Origin of the sequence: Sutcliffiella deserti (assembly GCF_020037475.1) — a bacterium.
GTDB lineage: Bacteria > Bacillota > Bacilli > Bacillales > Bacillaceae_I > Sutcliffiella_A > Sutcliffiella_A deserti.
In genome coordinates this window covers 627,622-646,417 of sequence record NZ_JAIQDB010000001.1, presented here as the reverse complement: position 1 = coordinate 646,417, position 18,796 = coordinate 627,622, and the positions used below count along the sequence as shown (strand labels likewise).

Below are 18,796 nucleotides of genomic sequence, written 5' to 3'. Positions count from 1 at the left end.
TTTGCAGATAATGAATGGACTTATTCTAAAAGAATGGAAGCTGTCAAAAAAAATGCTGTGGCAAAACTTTGCTACGATTATGCTCTTATGGATAACTGGCTTTGGAGCGTCCCTCTACTGGAAGCAACCGGAAATTTCACTCGGAGTTGGCATATTATTAATTTCCACCCACCTATTTTATGTAGCGGTAGATATCTCTGTTAGCCTTTACAGAGATACCAAATCAATGATATGGCTGCATAATCCAAATTCTGCCTATGCCCTACTTTCAAGTAAACTTCTTGTCTCCTTAATTACAAGTCTTATATCCCTTGTTATAACAATAGGTTTGGTATTTCTTTCAGGCGTTCTTCTTAAGGGAGAAGATCTGATGAATTTTGAGGCAGCTGAAACAAGTATTTTTATTTTTAGTATTGCAATAATCGGTGTTTATCTAGGGTTTTGGATGACTTTTATCTTTGTGTTTATAAAAAGTGTGGCTAACAAAGGTATAGCAGGTAAAACTATACAGATTCTTATCGTTATTTTAACTTGGCCTGTTATTCAATTACATCAATATTTTCACGACTCGTTGATGTATCAAAAGCTTCTAATGATTGTAGTATTTCCATTTCCGACAATCGGAACAAAAACGGAAGAATATGGGTTTTCCTTCGGGCTGGATATAGGGGAATTCTCTTTAGGGCTAATTGGCTTTTATGGAATGGTGTGTGTCGGGTTATTTATGCTTTCAACTTGGTTTATTGAAAAGAAAATGGAAATGTAGAAGAAATGGAGGAAGACAATGAGTGAAATTGCAGTAAAACTTACAAATGTAACTAAAGAGATTAGAGGAAAAAAAATAATCAAAGATGTTTCCTTTGAAGTGTACAAAGGGGAAGTATTTGGATTCTTGGGTCCAAACGGTGCTGGAAAAACTACTACTATTAGAATGATGGTAGGGTTAATGAACATAACCTCTGGGGATATTTTAGTTGAAGGGGCGAGTATAAAAACTAATTATGAAAAGGCAGTAAGCCATGTAGGAGCTATCGTAGAAAATCCAGAAATGTATAAATTTCTAACAGGCTACCAGAATTTAATGCAATATGCTCGAATGACCCCTGGCGTTACCAAAGAGCGTTTAACAGATGTAATCGAGTTAGTAGGTTTAACGGATCGCATCAATGAAAAGGTGAAAACTTACTCGCTTGGTATGAGACAACGTTTAGGAATTGCGCAAGCTCTTTTACACAAACCGAAAGTGTTGATTTTAGATGAACCTACTAATGGCTTAGATCCTGCAGGGATAAGAGAAATACGCGATTATCTTCGCAGTTTGGCAAGAACAGAGCAAATGGCTATCGTTGTTTCTAGTCACCTACTATCCGAAATGGAACTTATGTGTGACCGTATTGGAATTATCCAACAAGGTGAGCTAATTGATATTCAAGGCATTCGGGACTTCATTCAAGATGGTGTATCTTCGTTCAACTTTTATGTCACGCCTCTAGACAGTGCGAAAAAGATTTTAGAATCTGCCGCCTTGAAAGTCAAGGTGGAGGGGGAAATACTCCAGGCTGTATTGGAAAAAGAGAAAGTACCGGAGATCATCCAATTACTTGTGGAAAACAAAGTCTCTATATTTGAAGTGAGAGAAGTGACAAAAACTCTTGAAGATAAATTCTTAGAAATAACATCACAGAAACGAGGTGTCTAATATGGCTAAGCTAATACAGAATGAGTTAATTAAATGGTTTAGACGACCAAGCTTTTATGTGATGAGTTTAATTCTAATCGCGCTAGCCGTTGTCAGTGTGGTCTTTACGTTGATGATGGGCTCCACGATGGAAAATGCCCCGGATGAAAATGCCAATCAGGCAAGCTGGAAAGAATCCCTCCAACAAGAAAATGAACAATTAAAAATGACGATGGATGCTGATTCGCATTGGGAGCAGCGCACATATGCGATAAATGAATATCGGATAAAAAACAATTTAGCACCTGTTCAGGAAAATACTGTCTGGACATATGTTGACTCTACCATTGGACTATCAAGTATCATCACACTTTTTGTGGTTATTATAGCTGCTGGTATGATTGCCAGTGAATTTTCTTGGGGGACAATAAAGTTACTTATGATCCGCCCAATAAAGAGAAGCAAGATTCTATTGGCTAAATACTTAGCTGTCCTTGTTTTTATGGCAATATTTTATGTGATCTTATTTATTACCTCTTTCCTAGTAGGTGCGATAGCTTTTGGGATGGATAGCTCTACCGAATTGTTGTATGCAAACGGAGAAATTATCGCTTTACATCCATTTATGTTTATAACCCTTAAAATGCTCTTAAGTTCACTTGATGTTCTATTGTTTGCCACTATCGCATTCATGATTTCAAGCGTATTTAGAAACAACTCTCTTGCCATAGGTCTCTCCCTATTCTTGTTGTTTACCGGAACACAAATTACACAACTAGTAAGTATGAAATACGAATGGGCTAAGTTTTCCCCATTTGCGAATATAAACTTTACAGCATTTATCGATGGAATACCGGTTGTTGCGGGAACTTCATTTTGGTTTTCTATTGTAATGTTCCTGGTCTATTTTATATTATTGCAAGTAATCAGCTTTTTAACTTTTGTGAAGAGAGATATTGCAGCTTAATTTAAACTATGAAGCAATTCCTCCCGTTTGGGTTGGATTGCTTTTTTTGTGTTTGAGTTAACGAAGTAAGAGCCTCTTCGGTTTGGTCTGCAGGCACCAGTATACAGTGGCAGTTTTTTTATTTGTTTTTAGTGGAATATAAGCAATATAGGATCCACCTATTCTTACTAAAGTAGGTGATAATAATGGAGTTAATAAAGGTTTCGCATATGAAGAGAGGGAGGGTTTTGGGTTACTTTGATAAATATCCTCATTCTAATGTGTTGTTTTCTCGAGTGAAAAGATATTATTTTGTCTATACAGTATATTGGGATGAGCGTGATCCGGTAGTAAAGCCCAATGATCTGGAGCTAATGGAAACTCTACTTAATCAGTACTTCGGAACGGAGGTGGAATATAGAAAAAGGATAAGAGCCTCTGGTTCAAGAACTACTTATTAAAGAAATTTTATAAGTTAGGCTGAGTTAAACGCCGCTGTTGATTTCCCCAAAAGGCTGCGTGTTCCACGGGGCGGTGCTGGAGCCTCCTAGGCTGTACCAGCGGGTTCTCCAGTCTTATCCCGGTCGAAAGTGGAGTCTCAGCCTTTTGCACCAATTCTCGCTGGAATAGCGTTTTTATCATCACACAACTTTAACAGAGCCATAAATAGAACATAAAAGATAGGTCAATGCCTTATACTCTTTTTAAGAGAGCTAGAGGAACTGACCTATCTTTTAGTTTGGTTTAATGATCATAAGCAGGAAAATTAATATACCTAGGACCGATACCAACATATACAAATTACTTATAGTTTTTAAATTTTCGGCTTGGTTAAAAGGCAGTTGGGTAGAAGCACGGTTTTCAGGATGAAGCAACCAACGTTGTAGTTCGTAAACCTTTGGCGAAATAAAGCCAATGACGAGAACCTGGATAACAAAGTAGATGAAAAGTGCTCCAAGTAGCCAAATTTGTAGAATGGAGCCGTAGTTTCCGAAAATCACTAGCAAAATTCCGGTTATGACAGCAATTGTCCCACCGATCTTCGGGAAAAAGTCTAATTTATGCTGAAGTAAGATATTATGACGCAAATCTGTGACAGTTTGATTTTTCCGCAAAAGGATATTTCCAAAAAAGGTAGGGCCGATTCCGATTATCGCGACTAAGATATGAATCCAAACCAACCATTGCATAGGCATTCCCCCAACAAAGTGTTACTTCAATATATGAAAGGAAAGTTTGTTTCATGTACTATTGGCGCGATAAAATATTACATTGTTTTGATATTCAACCATCTCTCTGCTATCGGTGCTTTACATCTCAGTTGGAGCTTCCATCCCTAAAAGCCTTAAGCTCTCTTCAATGACGACTGTTGTAGCATAAACTAATGCCAACCTACTCTTTTTGCTATGATCTTCATTTAAAATTTTCTCATGACCATACCAGCTATTAAAACTTTGGCAAACATCAATTATATATTTGGCAACGACGGATGGATCAAAACCAATATAAGCTCTTTCTATGACTTCTGGAAATTCATAAAGTAGTTTTGAAAGTTCCCATGAAAAGGTATCCTGAAGACCATGAGATACCAGTTCTTCGGAGAAAGAAGCTTTGCGTAAAATAGAGCAGGCCCGTGCAAAAGTGTACTGAACATAGGGGCCGGTTTCTCCTTCGAATTTAAGCATATCCTCAAGAGAGAATTCAATAGAGTTTAAACGGAAATTTTTTAAATCTTGAAATATGATGGAACCGACGCCTACTTGTTTAGCCACTTTTTCTTTGTTAGGAAGGGATGGGTTTTTGGCTGCAATATTATTTTGGGCTAATTGGATGGCCTCTTGGATAACATTTTCCAACAGAATTATTTCTCCTTTTCTTGTCGACAGTTTTTTCCCATCTTTAAGAAGTAGACCGAAAGGAATATGATGCATATCGTTATACCAGGACTCCCCCATTTTTTTAACTACCGCTTTGACTTGCTGAAAATGGACGGTTTGTTCTTGACCTACTATGTAGAGTGTTTTAGCGAATTGGTATTTTTCCTTCCGGTAAAAAGCAGCAGCCAAATCACGTGTAGCATAAAGTGTCGCTCCATCTGACTTTTTTATTAAACAGGGAGGCAAGGATGGTTCTTCTTCTAATTCTACTATTTGGGCACCATCAGAAAAGGATAGGAGCTGTTTGTGTTGCAACAGGTTGACCACAGCTTCCATCTTATCATTGTAGAATGCTTCACCATTATAAGAGTCGAAGCTGACTCCGAGTAAGTCATAAATACGTTGAAATTCAAGTAGCGATTCTTCTCGGAACCATCTCCAAAGAGAGAGTGCTTCTTCGTCCCCGTCTTCAAGCTTCTTGAACCAAGCTCTTCCTTCTTCCACAAGTCCATCTGTATCTTTTTCAGCTTCTTGGTGGAACCTTACATAAAGTTTTAAGAGCTCTGGTATAGGATTTTTTTCTACCTTCTCTTGTTCTCCCCACTTTAAATAGGCAGCTATCAACTTCCCGAACTGTGTACCCCAATCGCCTAAATAGTTGATACGTACAGTATTAAAATTACATTTTTCAAGGATGTTAGCAAGAGAATTCCCAATCACAGTGGAACGAAGATGGCCCATTGAAAAAGGCTTTGCAATATTAGGAGAAGATAAGTCCAGAACAATATTTTCTCCATTTCCTATGGTGAGATCACCATAATTTGTCTGTTGTTCAAGGACGGTTTGTACGATCTGTTGTTGGACCTTTTGTTTATGAAAAAAGAAATTCACATATGGTCCAACCGCTTCACATCTTTCAATCCAAGGACTGCTAATTCTTTCTGAGAGTTGGGAGGCAAGAAGGGGGGGAGCTATTTTCTTTCTTTTTGCAATCTCAAACGTTGGAAAAGAGAAGTCTCCATGATGAGAGTACTTCGGCTTTTCAATCAAGTTCTGAATGATATCAACTGGTAACTCGGTCACAACCTCATGAATAGAATTTGCTATTATTTGCTTTAAGTTCATTTTAAAAACTCCTTGTTTTTATATTTCCTAAATTAATTTACGGAATAAACAAAAAGAGCTCGCCTCTTCAAATAAATGAAGAGACGAGCTCTAATTTGCCCGCGGTACCACTCTTTTTGCTTTCTCCTTCTGAGAAAAGCCGCTTAAGTATCCAGTAAAGGGGATAAGTCTATGTTATCGGCCACAGTGCGCTTCACTCTATAGCATTGCATTAGGCTCCCACCATCCCTAATTCGCTTTGTGTCTAGCTAAAGGCTACTTTCTTTGGCATTAAGGTATTTTACACATGTGATTTTTTAAAAAGGTTTTCTTAATTATATATAAATTTTCATGTATTTCAAGAAGTTTTACTATTTTTTTGTTTTTTATTGTTTAACTGGTCATGTTGATAACCAGTAGCAGGAGGAACAAAGACATTAAGAATTTTATCTAACTCCTGACTTACTTTTATCGTTTCATTAGAGGTAAAGCCGGTTTTTGATGCAGTTTGGATCATCTGTTTTCTTTTATTCTCTACTGCAAGTTGTATTAATTTAATCTTAATCACTCCCTCTAATGATATAACGACGATTTTATTCTATTATAGAGGAAAAAGAACTGTAAGAAAATAGGTCAAGTGTAAAAAGGAGGGATTATTGTGAAAAAGTAAGCATTTTAAAAAGATATAATTTTTATACTTCTTTTAATAGGGCAGTTTCATAAAAGTAAGCTGAGTTAAATGTCACTGTTTATCTCCTAAAAAGACGCAGCGAACACGAGGCGGTGCAGAAGCCTCTTCGGTCATGCCAATGGGATTTCAAGTATACCGCGGGGCCGGACGCAGGAATCTACACTATTCTTTAATCGTCAGCTAACAAAACGCTAATATCGAAACACACCTTTACCACAACGTTAAAGTTAGCAAGATAAAGCGAAAAAAGACTGAATAAGTCGAAAAGTTCAATCGTATTTTCTTTGTCGATTGAAAGGATTTGAGATCAGAAAAGAAGAATTAGAACTTAGAAACAGTCTGATAAACAGGAATAGGATGAACAAGGCTAGCATAAGTTTAGTAAATAAATATAAGGAGGTCTGTATAATGAATGGACAGGACGTAACAGTGGAGAAGTTGAATGAATATGCTAATGATCTACTTAAGATGTTAGTAAAAGATGGTGCAAGTCTAGAAGAAGTTAATCTCAAATTAGCCTTGGAAAATGTTGCCCGAGCAATGGTGGACCTTACGAACAATCAATTGCATGAAAAAAGTGACTCTCTAGTTTCTTTACAAACAACTTTAAGCAAAATGAAAATAGCAAACAATTGTTTTAGTATACCAACGAATAGTAATTAAACCTTCCTGCCATTATATAATATAGGCCAGGTGTATAACTACAAAAATAACGGCCGCTTTCATTCCTCTAACTAGAACAACCTCAAGTCATCAGTTATTCATTTCCTTACTACGATAAATTCAACAAAATAAAAAGGGCCTCGAAAAAAATCGAGCCCTTTGTTTTTGTTTTATCCTTCGACATTTATAGCAATATTCCTGCCGGGGTCTGGCCCCATTAGTTAATTTTTTTTATGTTTTTATTGACGAAGCCTTTTAGGATAGCGTTAAATTCGTTGGGAAATTTGGTTGGGACTTGGTGTTTGGCTTTGGAGACATAGATAACCTGTGTGTTTTGGTGAAGCTTGATAAATTCTTTTTGATAGTGGTGAACATAAAAGTCTTTTTGACCATACACAAGTAAGATGGGGACAGCGATCTCATGAAGCTTGCTAGTACAATCATATTTCACCCCTTCGTTATACATCTCATGAAGTGTGATGGCGGAGGTTCTTGAGATATATTGCGTCAATTCCTTCCCATAGCCTCTGGAATATGCATGAGCATGCCCAATCACATTTGCAATCAAGGGGAGAGCTTTAAGTTTTGTTGCCCAAATTCCTAAGATGAATTCGCCGTATAATAAGAGAGAATTAACTTTCGGGAATGCCCCTACAAGTACAAGTCCCTTTACCTTTGCAGGGAAGCGTATAGCAAATTCGAGTGCAATCGATGCTCCATTAGAATAACCTACTAAACAGAGATTATTGAGATTAAGGTGTTGACAAACATCATAAATATCCTCTGCTAACATTTGAAATGTTATAGATGCTTTATTTCTTTCGCTTTTTCCGTTTCCGCGTAAGTCGATTAGTAATAAACGATAGTTTTTGGATAATGGAAGTTGGTGTTTGAATGTTAGATGGCCCATTCCAGGAGGATGAATAAAGACAAGGGTAAAAGAGCCTGTTCCGATCAGTCTATAATATAGATGGACACTATCTCTTGTTATGGCATAAGGCATTAAAACGCATCCCTTCCTGTTATTTATAATAATGCAAAAGCACTTCCTTCACAAAAAAACCAACGACTAGACCTGGTATAACAAAAACAATAGGCAACCATACAGGACCTATATTTACCCCATATACTTGTACATTATGAGATACTAATATGCCAACCGTTACGAAATAAGCGCAACTTACAAAAGGTAAAAAAGAGTAAGGCTTTGTCCCGCCTCCAGCATCCTTAAAGGCATCCCACATAGCAAAAAAATACAAACAAGGATAAAACAATAACCAAAGAAAATTTGCTTCCTCAAACGCAAGATTTATCTTTCCTTGAAAGCTATACATAATAATTGAATTGAAATTAGCTTGGACATTAATAATAAATTCCAAAAGGATAAAGGTTAAGCCTTTTATATACTTTTTATTAAGCAACTGTCCAAATCCAGGAAGTGCAATGCTCCAAAGTAATCTTTCAAGAGGCTTATTCATCTTTGCAACCTGTATCTAACAGAAGAATTGCTCTTTCCTTCGTCAATTAAGCAACTCAAGAGTTTATAATTATATTTTTTTTCCTTGATCTGAATAATAGGGACAGTTCTCTTCATAAAAAGACTCCTCCAACCAAGCTTAATCTTTCTTTAGATTAGCCTATTTTATGAAAAATTATGTTAAATGAAAAAAACGCAGAAGGACTCTGCGTTTTAAAAAATGAGATTGCGATAGCTTTACTAAAAGCACATTTATATATCATGCGATTTTTAGAAATTTTTTTTAAGTTAACAAATATAAGCTGCTCCTATAATTACAAGAAGAATAAATAAGATGATGTATAAGGTAAAGCCTGCACCTGGATAAATACCGCCTTCTACTTTACTCATTTAATCGTATCTCCTTTCAACGTAAGATACTTCACTTTATGTTACAAATACCCATTGTGTATGGGCATTTGACCTATAAATGATCATACTTTTTTTTACGTATTAGGGCTTTGCCTACTTTGCCAAGCTGATAATGAAAGGCTGTTTTCGCATTGTTTGTTGCTTTTACGTAAGCGGGTACAACCCGTTACAATCGTTGCTGGCGAGCTCTTTCCTGATAAATTAAAAAATCTCTCTTAATTTTGATTGAATAGGACAGTAAAAAATCCAAATACCGATTTTTTACGGGCTTATAGCAACAATCTTTACCAAAAGAGCTTAATGAAACAATAGGTTTCAAAGATACAAAAAGGGGGAAAGGATATTTAAGAAGCTAAATGAACTGGAAAAAATAGGGGCCCTTAAGCGAATATAATTGCAAATAGAATGATTTCAAGGGTATTGAAGGACGCTTATTATGAAAAATCAAGGTAAATTAGTCGTAAGTTTGCAAATTGTGTCCAAATATTGAAGCAAGGGGATCCTTCTTTATTGTTTGTATAACAAGTTGATTAAACCTCTCTACTAAAGGGTTTTGGAAGTATATAAATTTAAAACCGAAATTCAGATATTAAACAATATCTGGATTTTTTTGTGCTTTAATCCAAAAAGTGGACAGATTGGTAACCTTTTAAGGGTTATTTGTAAAAATATTTCGTGCTAAGCTTACTCTGTGTTAAAGAATTACAATAATCTGAACTTAGAGGAGATATGTACAACACATGAAAAAGAAAATTTTAGCAGGTGCACTTGTTACGACCTTTATGTTTTCTGGACAAGCTTTAGCTTCTGATTATAATGTTAAATCAGGCGATTCGTTATGGAAGATAGCAACCAACAATCAAGTAACGGTAAATAACATAAAAAATTGGAATGGTTTAACATCCAATATTATATATCCTGGACAAACTCTAAAATTGCAAGCTAACACAAATGCTTCTGCAAATACACCTAGTCAAAGTAATAGCACAACAACTTATACAGTCAGATCCGGAGATTCTTTATCTGGTATTGCAAAAAAATATCAGACAACTTTAAGTAAACTACTTGGTGCGAATCCTACTATAAAAAACGCAAATCATATCTATGTAGGTCAAAAGATCTCAATATCAGGTAATACTGCAGTTGCACAAAGTCAACCACAAAGTCAACCAGTAAAAGCAGCGACTACAACTAGTACATACACAATCAAGAGTGGAGATTCTTTATCTCTAGTGGCAAAGCGTCATGGCGTGTCTTTATCTACACTATTAAGTGTGAACTCAAAGATAAAAAATGCAAACCGTATTTATGTTGGACAGGTTATTACGATTCCAGGAAGCGGGCAAGCAGCTCCTGTAAATAGCTCTGTTTCTTCACAATCTAAAGCTGACGCTATTATCGAAACAGGTAAGAAATATATAGGAGCTAATTACCTATATGGAGCATCTACTAGCAGAACGGATGCGTTCGATTGTTCTTCTTTCACTGTAAGAGTATTTCAGGAAAATGGTATAAACCTACCAAGAACTTCTGCTCAGCAAGCAAATGTCGGTACAGAAATCCCACTCTCACAAATACAAAAAGGGGACCTTATTTTCTTCGATACAAATTATGATGGCAGGGTCAACCATGTTTCTATAGTTGTGGACAAAAATACCCTGCTACACTCTGGATCAACTACTGGGGTAGCCTTTACCACATTAAATTCCTACTGGCAGCCAAGAGCAGTTAAGGCAGTTAGAGTTTTATAAGATAGTTAAGAATATATTACCGCTTGAAGAAGATGTGTAAAAGCATCTTCTTTTTTGTGCTCTATTAGTTTATGAAGGATTCCTCCCTTGAGATAAAAAGTCGATTTTTGGGAAAGAAGTCTCACGGTGAGCTATATTCATTTACCGAAAGGGATCTCATCATCTGCCACTAGAAATTCATTTCAGAAAAAACTTTCGAAAGCAGGTAATTCTCTATCTTCTTTGTTTTTGGCTCTGTTAAAGGTCAGTGTTGATAATAGTACTTCACCAGCGATGATTGGAGCAAAAGGCGGAGACTCCAGCGGGGGAGTAGCGACAAGCTTGAGACCCCGCAGGGCATAGCCCGAGGAGGCTCAAGGTCGCCCCGCGGAAAGCGAAGCCATTTGCGGAAAGTAACAGCGGAGTTTAATATAGCCTTGTTTTTTGTAAATTTTCTCATAATTCAGTGAAAAAAAGGTAGTAAATGTTATAATGGATATTAAGAATGATTTCTTGTAATACATAAAAGGGTGGAAATGAAATGAGAGATGAAACAACCTTAATAGAAGATATTCTTAAAGGGGATAAAGAAGCGTTTGATTCCATTATTGAGCTTTATAAGAATAGATTGTACGCGGTAACACTTCGGATGGCAGGATCTGAATCAAAGGCAGAAGAGATAGTGGCAGGGAGCTTTATTGCTGCCTATCAAAACATACATACTTACAAAAATTCTGGAATTTTTTCTGAATGGTTTTACCGTGAAACGATTCGTTTTATACAAAAAGAAACTTTTTCTTCCGGTAAGCTTTTACCAGAAGAATATATTCAATTTTTTAATCCAAATTATCTGGAGATAGAAGAAGCAATTATCTCCTTAAATTCTACTAATCGACTTGAGTTCCTTCTAGTGAATGCATTGGGGGAACGTGCTGAAAAGATAGCAGATTACCTTGAAAAGGATAAAGAATTAGTAGAAAAACGGTACCAAGAATCTTTATTCTTCATTCGAGAGAAACTATTAGCAGTTTCAAAGCACAAAACCTCAGGGGAATGTCTATCTGTTGGAGTTTTAACCGATTATTTTGATGCGAAATTAAAAGGTTTAGAGATAGAGAGGGTGGAGGATCATTTAGAATTTTGTCCACCTTGTAGAGATGTCCTAGATTCTTTAAAAATGGAAAAAAAGTCGATCGAAAATGTAATTCATACTCCAAAGTTGGAAGATACTTTTAATCGAAAGGTTCTCGGTAAGGTAGAGCCTTATACACCAAAAGTGGCTAAGCATCGAACTTGGAAATATCAACTTAGTGTGATAGGAGTGCTCGCAGCAATATTTTTTATTAGCGCAGTAGTAATTCCCTCCCTAAAGCCGTTAGCAGGTAAAGTGGCAACGTACATGGAATATGGTACCATTTACAACGTTTGGACAGAAGGAACCTACAAGGCGACCGATAAAGATTTAACTTTTGAAGTGACTGGGGTAGATATCGATCCCCTTCATATGATTGTTTATTATAACATCAAGAATGAGAAGCGAGACATTGACATGAATAATAGCAGTGACTTTGATTTTTATGAGACTACTGCCGTGCGAATTGAAGACGAAGATGGGAATATTTATCCTGTAGAGGTATCACACCCTCTAACTGGTTTGTATAATGGTATGCGGCAGCCAACGGGAGATCAGAAGGAAGATGAAGCATTAAATCGTCCATCCTTTGCAGTTAAGGCGGTAAAGGAAGAAGAATTGCCGGACAGGTTTACGCTTCGATTTCAATTCAGAAGAATACAAAACACATCTGGTAATTGGGAAGTTGAAGTGCCGATTCGTTATGACAAAATAAATAAAAGTTTAGAAATAGTAGAACTAGATGAGGTAATGGTAATCGATGATAAGATTGAAATCGAATTCCTATCGATGGCTTACGGTAGCAATGGCAGTCGTTTGACTTATCAGGTGCGATTTAGAGAAGAAGAAAAGGAGAGGTTGGGCAAAATTCGGGAAGAAGCAGAAGAAGTAGAAGAACATCTTGCTGGATATTGGTCCCAGGGTAATTTTATTCATGCTGGGATTCTAGCTGTGAACCAGGATGGTGACTATATGATGCCAATTTACTATCAATCTTATATGATGGAGCCTGATTCAGAAAAACCGATCCACCAAGATTTTTCGAGGTATTATTTTGATTACCACTCCTATGAGCTGAAAGGAAAGGAAGAAGCGGTAGGAAAGTATAGTGCAGAGGTCAGAAATGTTCAATACGAAGAACCAACATTTATTTCTTTGAAGCTCCCTTTAGAAGAAACAGAAGATAAACTGCTCGATATGGATTTAGATGATATTAAGGAAGTTCGTTTAACTGTAGAAAAGCTAGATCACAGCAATGAAAATAAAAATAAGTACAAAGTGACAGTGAAAGGAACGAAAGTAGAGGGTCTTTCCCACAGACAGTACCATTGGAATGTGGTTGGCGAAAATGATGAGTATCTGGAAGTTAGCTATATGGGCCATATGGAAGAAAGCTCAAACGGAGAAGTTGAGATGGTGAATTTAGAAGTTGTTACGAGCTTGGACGAAACAAATATTTTATTACAATCATATGGTGCTTATAACTATTACGAATTTGAAGAGGGAGAAAAAGTTATTCCGTTGTTTGAGGAGGAGGAAGAATAGCATGCGATAAAGAGGTGTCATATCCGATAAGGTATGACACCTCTATTTATTTCGTTTCCATTTCCAGTACAAAAATATTCAAAGAAGCAAAAAAGTGGTTTAACAACAGCGGAAAGAAGGAATTCTACTATAATAAATAGACAATTTAGGAGGTTGTAAAATGCAGAAACTCACGATTTTCCTAGTAATCTCCTTTTTACTAGCTGCATGTGGTAATGAATCCAATAATACTACCCCATCTGTTCCGGAAGATCCTCATGTTACAAGTGATACTGATGAAGAAGACAAGAGCGGAATGGGTGAGGAAGATGAAAAACAAATTGATGATCTTGAAGTAGGGGAAGAACTTCATAGTGACTTAGAGTTAACAGATGATACGTTTGTATTTACAGTGGAAAGCAAGCAAGAAGGAAATGTTGAGCTATCCTTCACATCAGGATTCGAATACGATTATGTGGTATATGATGAAGAAGGAAATGTTGTGAAAAAATTGTCTGATGAGAGAGAGGAAGAAAATGAATCAAAGGAAATGACTTTACTTGAGGGAGAAACCGTCTCCTTTTCTGAAAACTATCAAGATGTAATTTCAGGACTTTCATCAGGAACGTATTCTATTGAGTTTGTTCTTCAGGACAATAGAAATCATGCGACAGCAGAAACGAAATTTGAGGTAGAGTAGTATTAAACATTATCATATCCACCACTTTTAATTATCGCTCTAAGGGATCCGAAGGGATAAGTGAGTCAACAGAGGTTTATTCTGCGGGCTTTATCACTTCGGTTTTCCCTTATGATTTTAATACTTGCACTCCAATTACAACTTAAGAGGTTATTTGTCCTTAATATCCTTTAACAGAAACTATTAATTGAAAGGCCCCACAGGAAAATGGGAATGTTGCATTATATATTTTACCTATTTCTCTTGTGGGATAAAGGAGAACCTCAAGATAACTTCAATTTTCCTCTGGAAAGTGAGAATAATCTATATATACTATGTATATTTATTTACGCCTGAGCGATAGTTGATAAACTATCAGAGGATGTTGCAATTTCTTCAAAAGCCTTACCTAATTCGTTGATGACTTTTACAAAGGAGACCAATTCATTGCTAATTTTATTATTCTGTTCCTTTGTTTCAACCATCACTTTAAGGATCTCGTCAAAATGAGAATTCGTTTCCGATATACTTTCAGTCCCCTCATCTACTTCAATTCGAATTTTATCTAGAGAAGTGCCAAGCTTTTCAACTTGTTTATTCGTATTTTTAATTAAATCAGCTACACTAGTTACGGATTTCTTTGTTTCTTCGGACAACTTTCTAACTTCCCCGGCTACTACTGCGAAACCTTTACCTTGTTCACCAGCTCTTGCAGCTTCTATGGCGGCATTTAAAGCTAACAGATTTGTTTGATCAGCAATACCAGTAACAATATTAACTATGTCATTCATCTGTTTAGATATTTCTAACAGGACTTTCACATCTTTTGAAATATCATTTACAGTTAGCCTAATATTAGACATGTTTTTTTCTTGATTATGTATCTGTATTTTCCCATTTTGTGAGCGTTCTTCTGCAAGGTTGGATAAATCGCTAGCAACATAAGCAATGGAAGTAATTTCATCTGACTGAGCAATTAATTCTTGAAAAGAAGCATTCGTCTCTTCTGAAACAGCAGCCAAGCGTTGTGATGCATCAGCTATTTCATAACTGATTTTAATTTTATGGTTTTCAATTTCTTGTTTTAATCTTACTGTCTCTTTATCATAGGCTTCCAGTACGACCTGTTGTTCAAGACTAAGAAGCTTTGATACAGCTCTCACGGCAGTAAATTGTTCATTAAAATTTAGATTCTGTTCAATAATTTTCATTAACGATAATAATAAATCTTGAAAGGCGCACATATACCATTTAGTTTGCAGTCCGATTTTTACATGAACATGTGCAATTCTGTTTCTCTTTTCGAAATAAGCCGAATCGATTACACCTTCAAACATTTCAATTATATGGATTTTTAGCGTCTTTTTTAGCCTTAGTATGGTACTTTGATCATTTATTATTTTCAATAGAGCAGGTTCATTTTCAAGATTTTTATAAAATTGATTCACTATGGTATCTAAGTTCTTTTCGACAAAAGGTTGAATTTGTTTTGCAATAGCCAAGTCTCCTACTGTTAAGCCAATCATTTTCAATTGCCTATCAATATCGCTGCCAGGTTTAAATTTAATTAGAGTTTCTACATTATTAGGTAATAAATTATTTTTAGTTGCAGGTAGCTTTTTCTTAAATAGCATCGTGTTCTCTCCCTTTATATCCCGATAATATCTCTATTGATGAAGACTCTTCTCCAAGTTTAATACTATAGTAATTATCTAGTATGGTATGTGATTAATGTCACATCAAGTTATCTGATGAAAGTGTATACTATAACATCCCATTTTCTTCAGCTAGGGCCAAAGATCCTCTCTTCTTTAGCTAGTTTTTAATCTATCGTTACAAAAGAAAATATAAGCTTTATAATAAATATTAAAGGCTGTTTTCGCATGGATTGTAGCTTAGATTAAACGATAATTATTTAGTAAGAAGGGAAAGAAAATGAATGAAAAATTTATTAATATTAATTGTTATTGGAATTACGATTGGAATTGTATTAGGCTTCATGAATCTTCAGTTTAATTTTTGGATATTTGTAATACTGCTCATCTTTGCCTTTTTTGTTTTCTCCTATAAAGACATAAGGTATATGTTCTTATCTAAAGATGTAGATAAGATTGAAAATTATTTGGTACATAAGAAGCATGAACCATACTATGGTTTTATTTTAGAACTAGCAAAAGGAAACATGCCTGAGGCAAAACGGCAGCTTGATGAACTCGAGAAGAAATGGAAAGGGAAAAAAACAGCCATTTTTCGAGCGCAATATTACTTAAGAGTGGACCTAGTTGAGAAGGCAAAAGAGGAAGTAGCTTTGATTGATCAGGAAGAGCTTAAGAATTATGTGTTGGCAGCTATTGCAACAATTGAAAAAGATGATAAAAGCGTAGAAGAGTTTAAGGTAAAATTAAAGAAAAAGTGGATGGTGCTTGCAATTGAAACAGAGCAGGCAAAACGAAAAAAAAATTATTCTTTAGCTCGGGAAAAGAAGGAGCAGGCTCTAGCTGCAACAAAAGGCATTCAATATTTTATGATCTATAAGGAATATGAAAAAATCTAGTGTTTTTCTTTCTTGACAGATAGGCATGTGCAAATTTAAACTTAAGATAGTTGATAGTTATTAGAAAATTTATATTATTGAGGAAAATGCGGATGGTATTAGCTGTAGAACGTCGAATTGGTAAGTTTGCCGTGCTGTTGGCAATGAGCAATGTACAGGATGAAATTACGTTTTCCCTGCCCGAACATTGGCAGACTTGTGTTGGTAAAGTTGGATCAATGGATTCTCAAAAAGTGGTGGCAGCAGTTGAAACAGCGGCCAAAAGAGAGAACATTATTAAGTCGGATGGATATCGGGAAACGCATGCATTGTATCATGCAATCATGGATGCAATGAGTGGAGTAACCCGTGGTCAGGTTCAGCTTGGCTCCTTAATGCGTACGGTAGGACTTCGGTTTGCTGTTGTCAGAGGCAATCCATACGAAGAGGTCGAAGAGGGCGACTGGATTGCAGTTGCACTTTATGGAACGATTGGAGCTCCAGTTCGGGGTTCTGAACATGAAACAATTGGACTGGGAATTAATCATATCTAAATATTGCAATGCCCATAGTTGCTGAATAATAGGGGGCTGTACTTTAATGAACGTTTGTTAAAGTATGGCCCTCTTTTGTTTTGATAATTTTCGTATAGATTGTTGCTTGGCGAAAGTCGGTATTAGCTGTCACAATCAGTGCTATTGTGCATTTTTCTATGAAATTTGAAAAAGTTGAATAGAGCAGTAAAAAGTGTTTTTTATCGGAGTTATAAGAGGAGAGGAAGGAATTTCATGATTATTCTTAATGGAGAGTCGTTAACCCTAGAGGAAATGGGTAAGATTTTATTTGATAATGTCAAAGTTACTTCTTGTAAAAAAGCAATGCAAAAAGTGACAGGTAGTCGTGCGGCCGTTGAGAATATTGTCTTGGAGGGTCAAGTGATTTATGGAATTACAACTGGTTTTGGAAAGTTTAGTGATGTATTAATTCCTGTGGAAGAAACAGAAATACTACAGCGTCATCTTATTCATTCCCACGCGTGCGGGGTGGGTGAACCTTTTTCAGAGACAATCAGTAAAGCAATGCTCGTTCTGAGGGCAAATGCATTATTAAAAGGATATTCGGGTGTTAGACCGATTATCATTGAGCGTCTTCTTGAATATGTCAATGAGGGAATCTATCCAGTCGTACCACAACAAGGTTCACTAGGAGCAAGTGGCGACCTTGCTCCGTTATCTCATTTAGCTTTAACGTTGCTTGGGGAGGGGGAAGTTTTTTATAGGGGAGACCTGGTTTCAACTGGTGTTGTCCTCGATAAGAAAGGGATATCACCGATTGAGTTAAAAGCAAAAGAAGGTTTAGCATTAATCAATGGTACTCAAGCAATGACAGCTGTTGGGGTAGTTGCCTACTTGGAAGCAGAAAAAATTGCTTATCAGGCCGAATCTATTGCAGCACTTACCTTTGAAGGCTTAGAGGGAGTTATAGATGCACTAGATGAGGATATCCACCTTGTTAGGGGTTATCCTGAACAGGTTGCAGTAGCACGGAGAGTCCGTAAGCTTCTTGAAGGAAGTAGGCTAGTGACTAAACAGGGTGAAAAAAGAGTGCAAGATGCCTATTCACTACGATGTGTTCCACAGGTGCATGGAGCTTCCTGGCAAGTTCTTGGGTACGTGAGGGAAAAGCTTGAGATTGAAATTAATGCGGCGACAGATAACCCATTAATATTTGGTGAAGGTGAAAAGGTGATTTCAGGAGGAAATTTTCATGGACAGCCGATTGCTTTTGCCATGGATTTCCTTAAGCTTGGCATGGCAGAGCTTGCTAATATATCAGAACGTAGAATTGAGCGATTAGTAAATCCTCAGTTGAACGATCTACCGCCCTTTCTAAGTTCTAAGCCAGGACTTCAATCCGGAGCGATGATTATGCAGTATTGTGCAGCTTCGCTGGTGTCAGAGAATAAAACCCTTGCTCATCCGGCGAGCGTTGACTCCATTCCATCCTCTGCAAATCAAGAAGATCATGTAAGTATGGGAACAATTGGAGCAAGGCATGCACACCAAATTATTGGAAATGTTAGAAGAGTGCTGGCAATAGAATGGATATGTGCGATGCAGGCAGTCGAATATCGTGGAATCATTCTCGCCTCACCACATATGCAAAAATGGCATCAAGAAGGTAGAAATGTTGTACCAAGCATCACCGAAGACCGCATCTTCTCCAAAGACATCGAAGCCCTAACATCATGGATGAAAGAAGGTAGTAGCATTCTGTGCAGAGCGTGATATTCCTGCTGGGGTCTGGCCCCAAAAATTAATTTAATATATCTGTAATAACTCTGTAACAAT

The 18,796-nt window shown here is 36.6% G+C and carries 18 protein-coding genes; 11 read left to right on the top strand and 7 right to left on the bottom strand.

Annotated elements, in window-relative coordinates; genetic code table 11:
- Position 1: 1 nt before the first annotated feature.
- The 4 genes from K9B36_RS03095 (at position 2) to K9B36_RS03080 (ending at position 3,085) form a co-directional block, all read left to right on the top strand.
- On the top strand, positions 2-766 hold the full coding sequence (locus K9B36_RS03095) for a hypothetical protein (RefSeq protein ID WP_223700534.1): 765 nt from the start codon (positions 2-4) through the stop codon (positions 764-766).
- 18 nt (positions 767-784) lie between these two features.
- Entirely contained in the window at positions 785-1,699 is a 915-nt protein-coding gene (locus tag K9B36_RS03090) for an ABC transporter ATP-binding protein (protein ID WP_223700533.1), read from the top strand.
- 1 nt (position 1,700) lies between these two features.
- Positions 1,701-2,645 (top strand): ABC transporter permease, encoded by a 945-nt coding sequence (locus K9B36_RS03085; protein ID WP_223700532.1) that lies wholly within the window; start codon positions 1,701-1,703, stop codon positions 2,643-2,645.
- Positions 2,646-2,872: 227 nt separating this feature from the next.
- Positions 2,873-3,085 (top strand): hypothetical protein, encoded by a 213-nt coding sequence (locus tag K9B36_RS03080; RefSeq protein WP_223700531.1) that lies wholly within the window; start codon positions 2,873-2,875, stop codon positions 3,083-3,085.
- A 273-nt stretch (positions 3,086-3,358) separates the two neighbouring features.
- On the opposite strand, the gene K9B36_RS03075 is transcribed toward K9B36_RS03080, so the two are convergent.
- From K9B36_RS03075 to K9B36_RS03065, 3 genes are all read right to left on the bottom strand, one after another.
- A complete protein-coding gene (locus K9B36_RS03075) occupies positions 3,359-3,814 on the bottom strand; it encodes a DUF2269 family protein (RefSeq protein WP_223700530.1) in 456 nt (151 codons plus the stop codon).
- A 120-nt stretch (positions 3,815-3,934) separates the two neighbouring features.
- On the bottom strand, positions 3,935-5,626 hold the full coding sequence (gene argS, locus K9B36_RS03070; RefSeq protein WP_223700529.1) for an arginine--tRNA ligase: 1,692 nt from the start codon (positions 5,624-5,626) through the stop codon (positions 3,935-3,937).
- A 337-nt stretch (positions 5,627-5,963) separates the two neighbouring features.
- A complete protein-coding gene (locus K9B36_RS03065) occupies positions 5,964-6,173 on the bottom strand; it encodes an aspartyl-phosphate phosphatase Spo0E family protein (RefSeq protein ID WP_223700528.1) in 210 nt (69 codons plus the stop codon).
- 531 nt (positions 6,174-6,704) lie between these two features.
- Between K9B36_RS03065 and K9B36_RS03060 the strand changes: the two genes are divergently transcribed.
- Positions 6,705-6,959, top strand: a complete 255-nt coding sequence (locus tag K9B36_RS03060) for a hypothetical protein (RefSeq protein ID WP_223700527.1) — start codon at positions 6,705-6,707, stop codon at positions 6,957-6,959.
- 217 nt (positions 6,960-7,176) lie between these two features.
- On the opposite strand, the gene K9B36_RS03055 is transcribed toward K9B36_RS03060, so the two are convergent.
- The 3 genes from K9B36_RS03055 to K9B36_RS03045 form a co-directional block, all read right to left on the bottom strand.
- Positions 7,177-7,962 (bottom strand): alpha/beta fold hydrolase, encoded by a 786-nt coding sequence (locus tag K9B36_RS03055; protein ID WP_223700526.1) that lies wholly within the window; start codon positions 7,960-7,962, stop codon positions 7,177-7,179.
- A gap of 19 nt (positions 7,963-7,981) precedes the next feature.
- Positions 7,982-8,437 carry a hypothetical protein gene (locus K9B36_RS03050; RefSeq protein ID WP_223700525.1) on the bottom strand — a complete coding sequence of 152 codons (456 nt, stop codon included), beginning with the start codon at positions 8,435-8,437 and terminating at the stop codon, positions 7,982-7,984.
- Between the two features lie 287 nt (positions 8,438-8,724).
- Positions 8,725-8,826, bottom strand: coding sequence for a YjcZ family sporulation protein (locus K9B36_RS03045; protein WP_223700524.1), 102 nt, complete (start codon positions 8,824-8,826; stop codon positions 8,725-8,727).
- Between the two features lie 761 nt (positions 8,827-9,587).
- On the opposite strand from K9B36_RS03045, the gene K9B36_RS03040 reads away from it, so the two are divergent.
- From K9B36_RS03040 to K9B36_RS03030, 3 genes are all read left to right on the top strand, one after another.
- Complete coding sequence (locus K9B36_RS03040) at positions 9,588-10,598, top strand: C40 family peptidase (protein WP_223700523.1); 1,011 nt, start codon at positions 9,588-9,590, stop codon at positions 10,596-10,598.
- A 520-nt stretch (positions 10,599-11,118) separates the two neighbouring features.
- Positions 11,119-13,254 carry a zf-HC2 domain-containing protein gene (locus tag K9B36_RS03035; RefSeq protein WP_223700522.1) on the top strand — a complete coding sequence of 712 codons (2,136 nt, stop codon included), beginning with the start codon at positions 11,119-11,121 and terminating at the stop codon, positions 13,252-13,254.
- Between the two features lie 160 nt (positions 13,255-13,414).
- On the top strand, positions 13,415-13,933 hold the full coding sequence (locus K9B36_RS03030) for a BsuPI-related putative proteinase inhibitor (protein ID WP_223700521.1): 519 nt from the start codon (positions 13,415-13,417) through the stop codon (positions 13,931-13,933).
- Between the two features lie 326 nt (positions 13,934-14,259).
- Here the strand turns inward: K9B36_RS03030 and K9B36_RS03025 are convergent, their stop codons facing one another.
- Positions 14,260-15,546 (bottom strand): globin-coupled sensor protein, encoded by a 1,287-nt coding sequence (locus K9B36_RS03025; RefSeq protein ID WP_223700520.1) that lies wholly within the window; start codon positions 15,544-15,546, stop codon positions 14,260-14,262.
- Between the two features lie 305 nt (positions 15,547-15,851).
- On the opposite strand from K9B36_RS03025, the gene K9B36_RS03020 reads away from it, so the two are divergent.
- The 3 genes from K9B36_RS03020 to hutH all read left to right on the top strand — a co-directional run bounded on the left by K9B36_RS03020 (position 15,852) and on the right by hutH (position 18,733).
- Positions 15,852-16,466, top strand: a complete 615-nt coding sequence (locus K9B36_RS03020; protein WP_223700519.1) for a hypothetical protein — start codon at positions 15,852-15,854, stop codon at positions 16,464-16,466.
- A 92-nt stretch (positions 16,467-16,558) separates the two neighbouring features.
- Positions 16,559-16,999, top strand: coding sequence for a hut operon transcriptional regulator HutP (gene hutP / locus K9B36_RS03015; RefSeq protein WP_223700518.1), 441 nt, complete (start codon positions 16,559-16,561; stop codon positions 16,997-16,999).
- 234 nt (positions 17,000-17,233) lie between these two features.
- Positions 17,234-18,733 carry a histidine ammonia-lyase gene (gene hutH / locus K9B36_RS03010; protein ID WP_223700517.1) on the top strand — a complete coding sequence of 500 codons (1,500 nt, stop codon included), beginning with the start codon at positions 17,234-17,236 and terminating at the stop codon, positions 18,731-18,733.
- Positions 18,734-18,796: the final 63 nt, after the last annotated feature.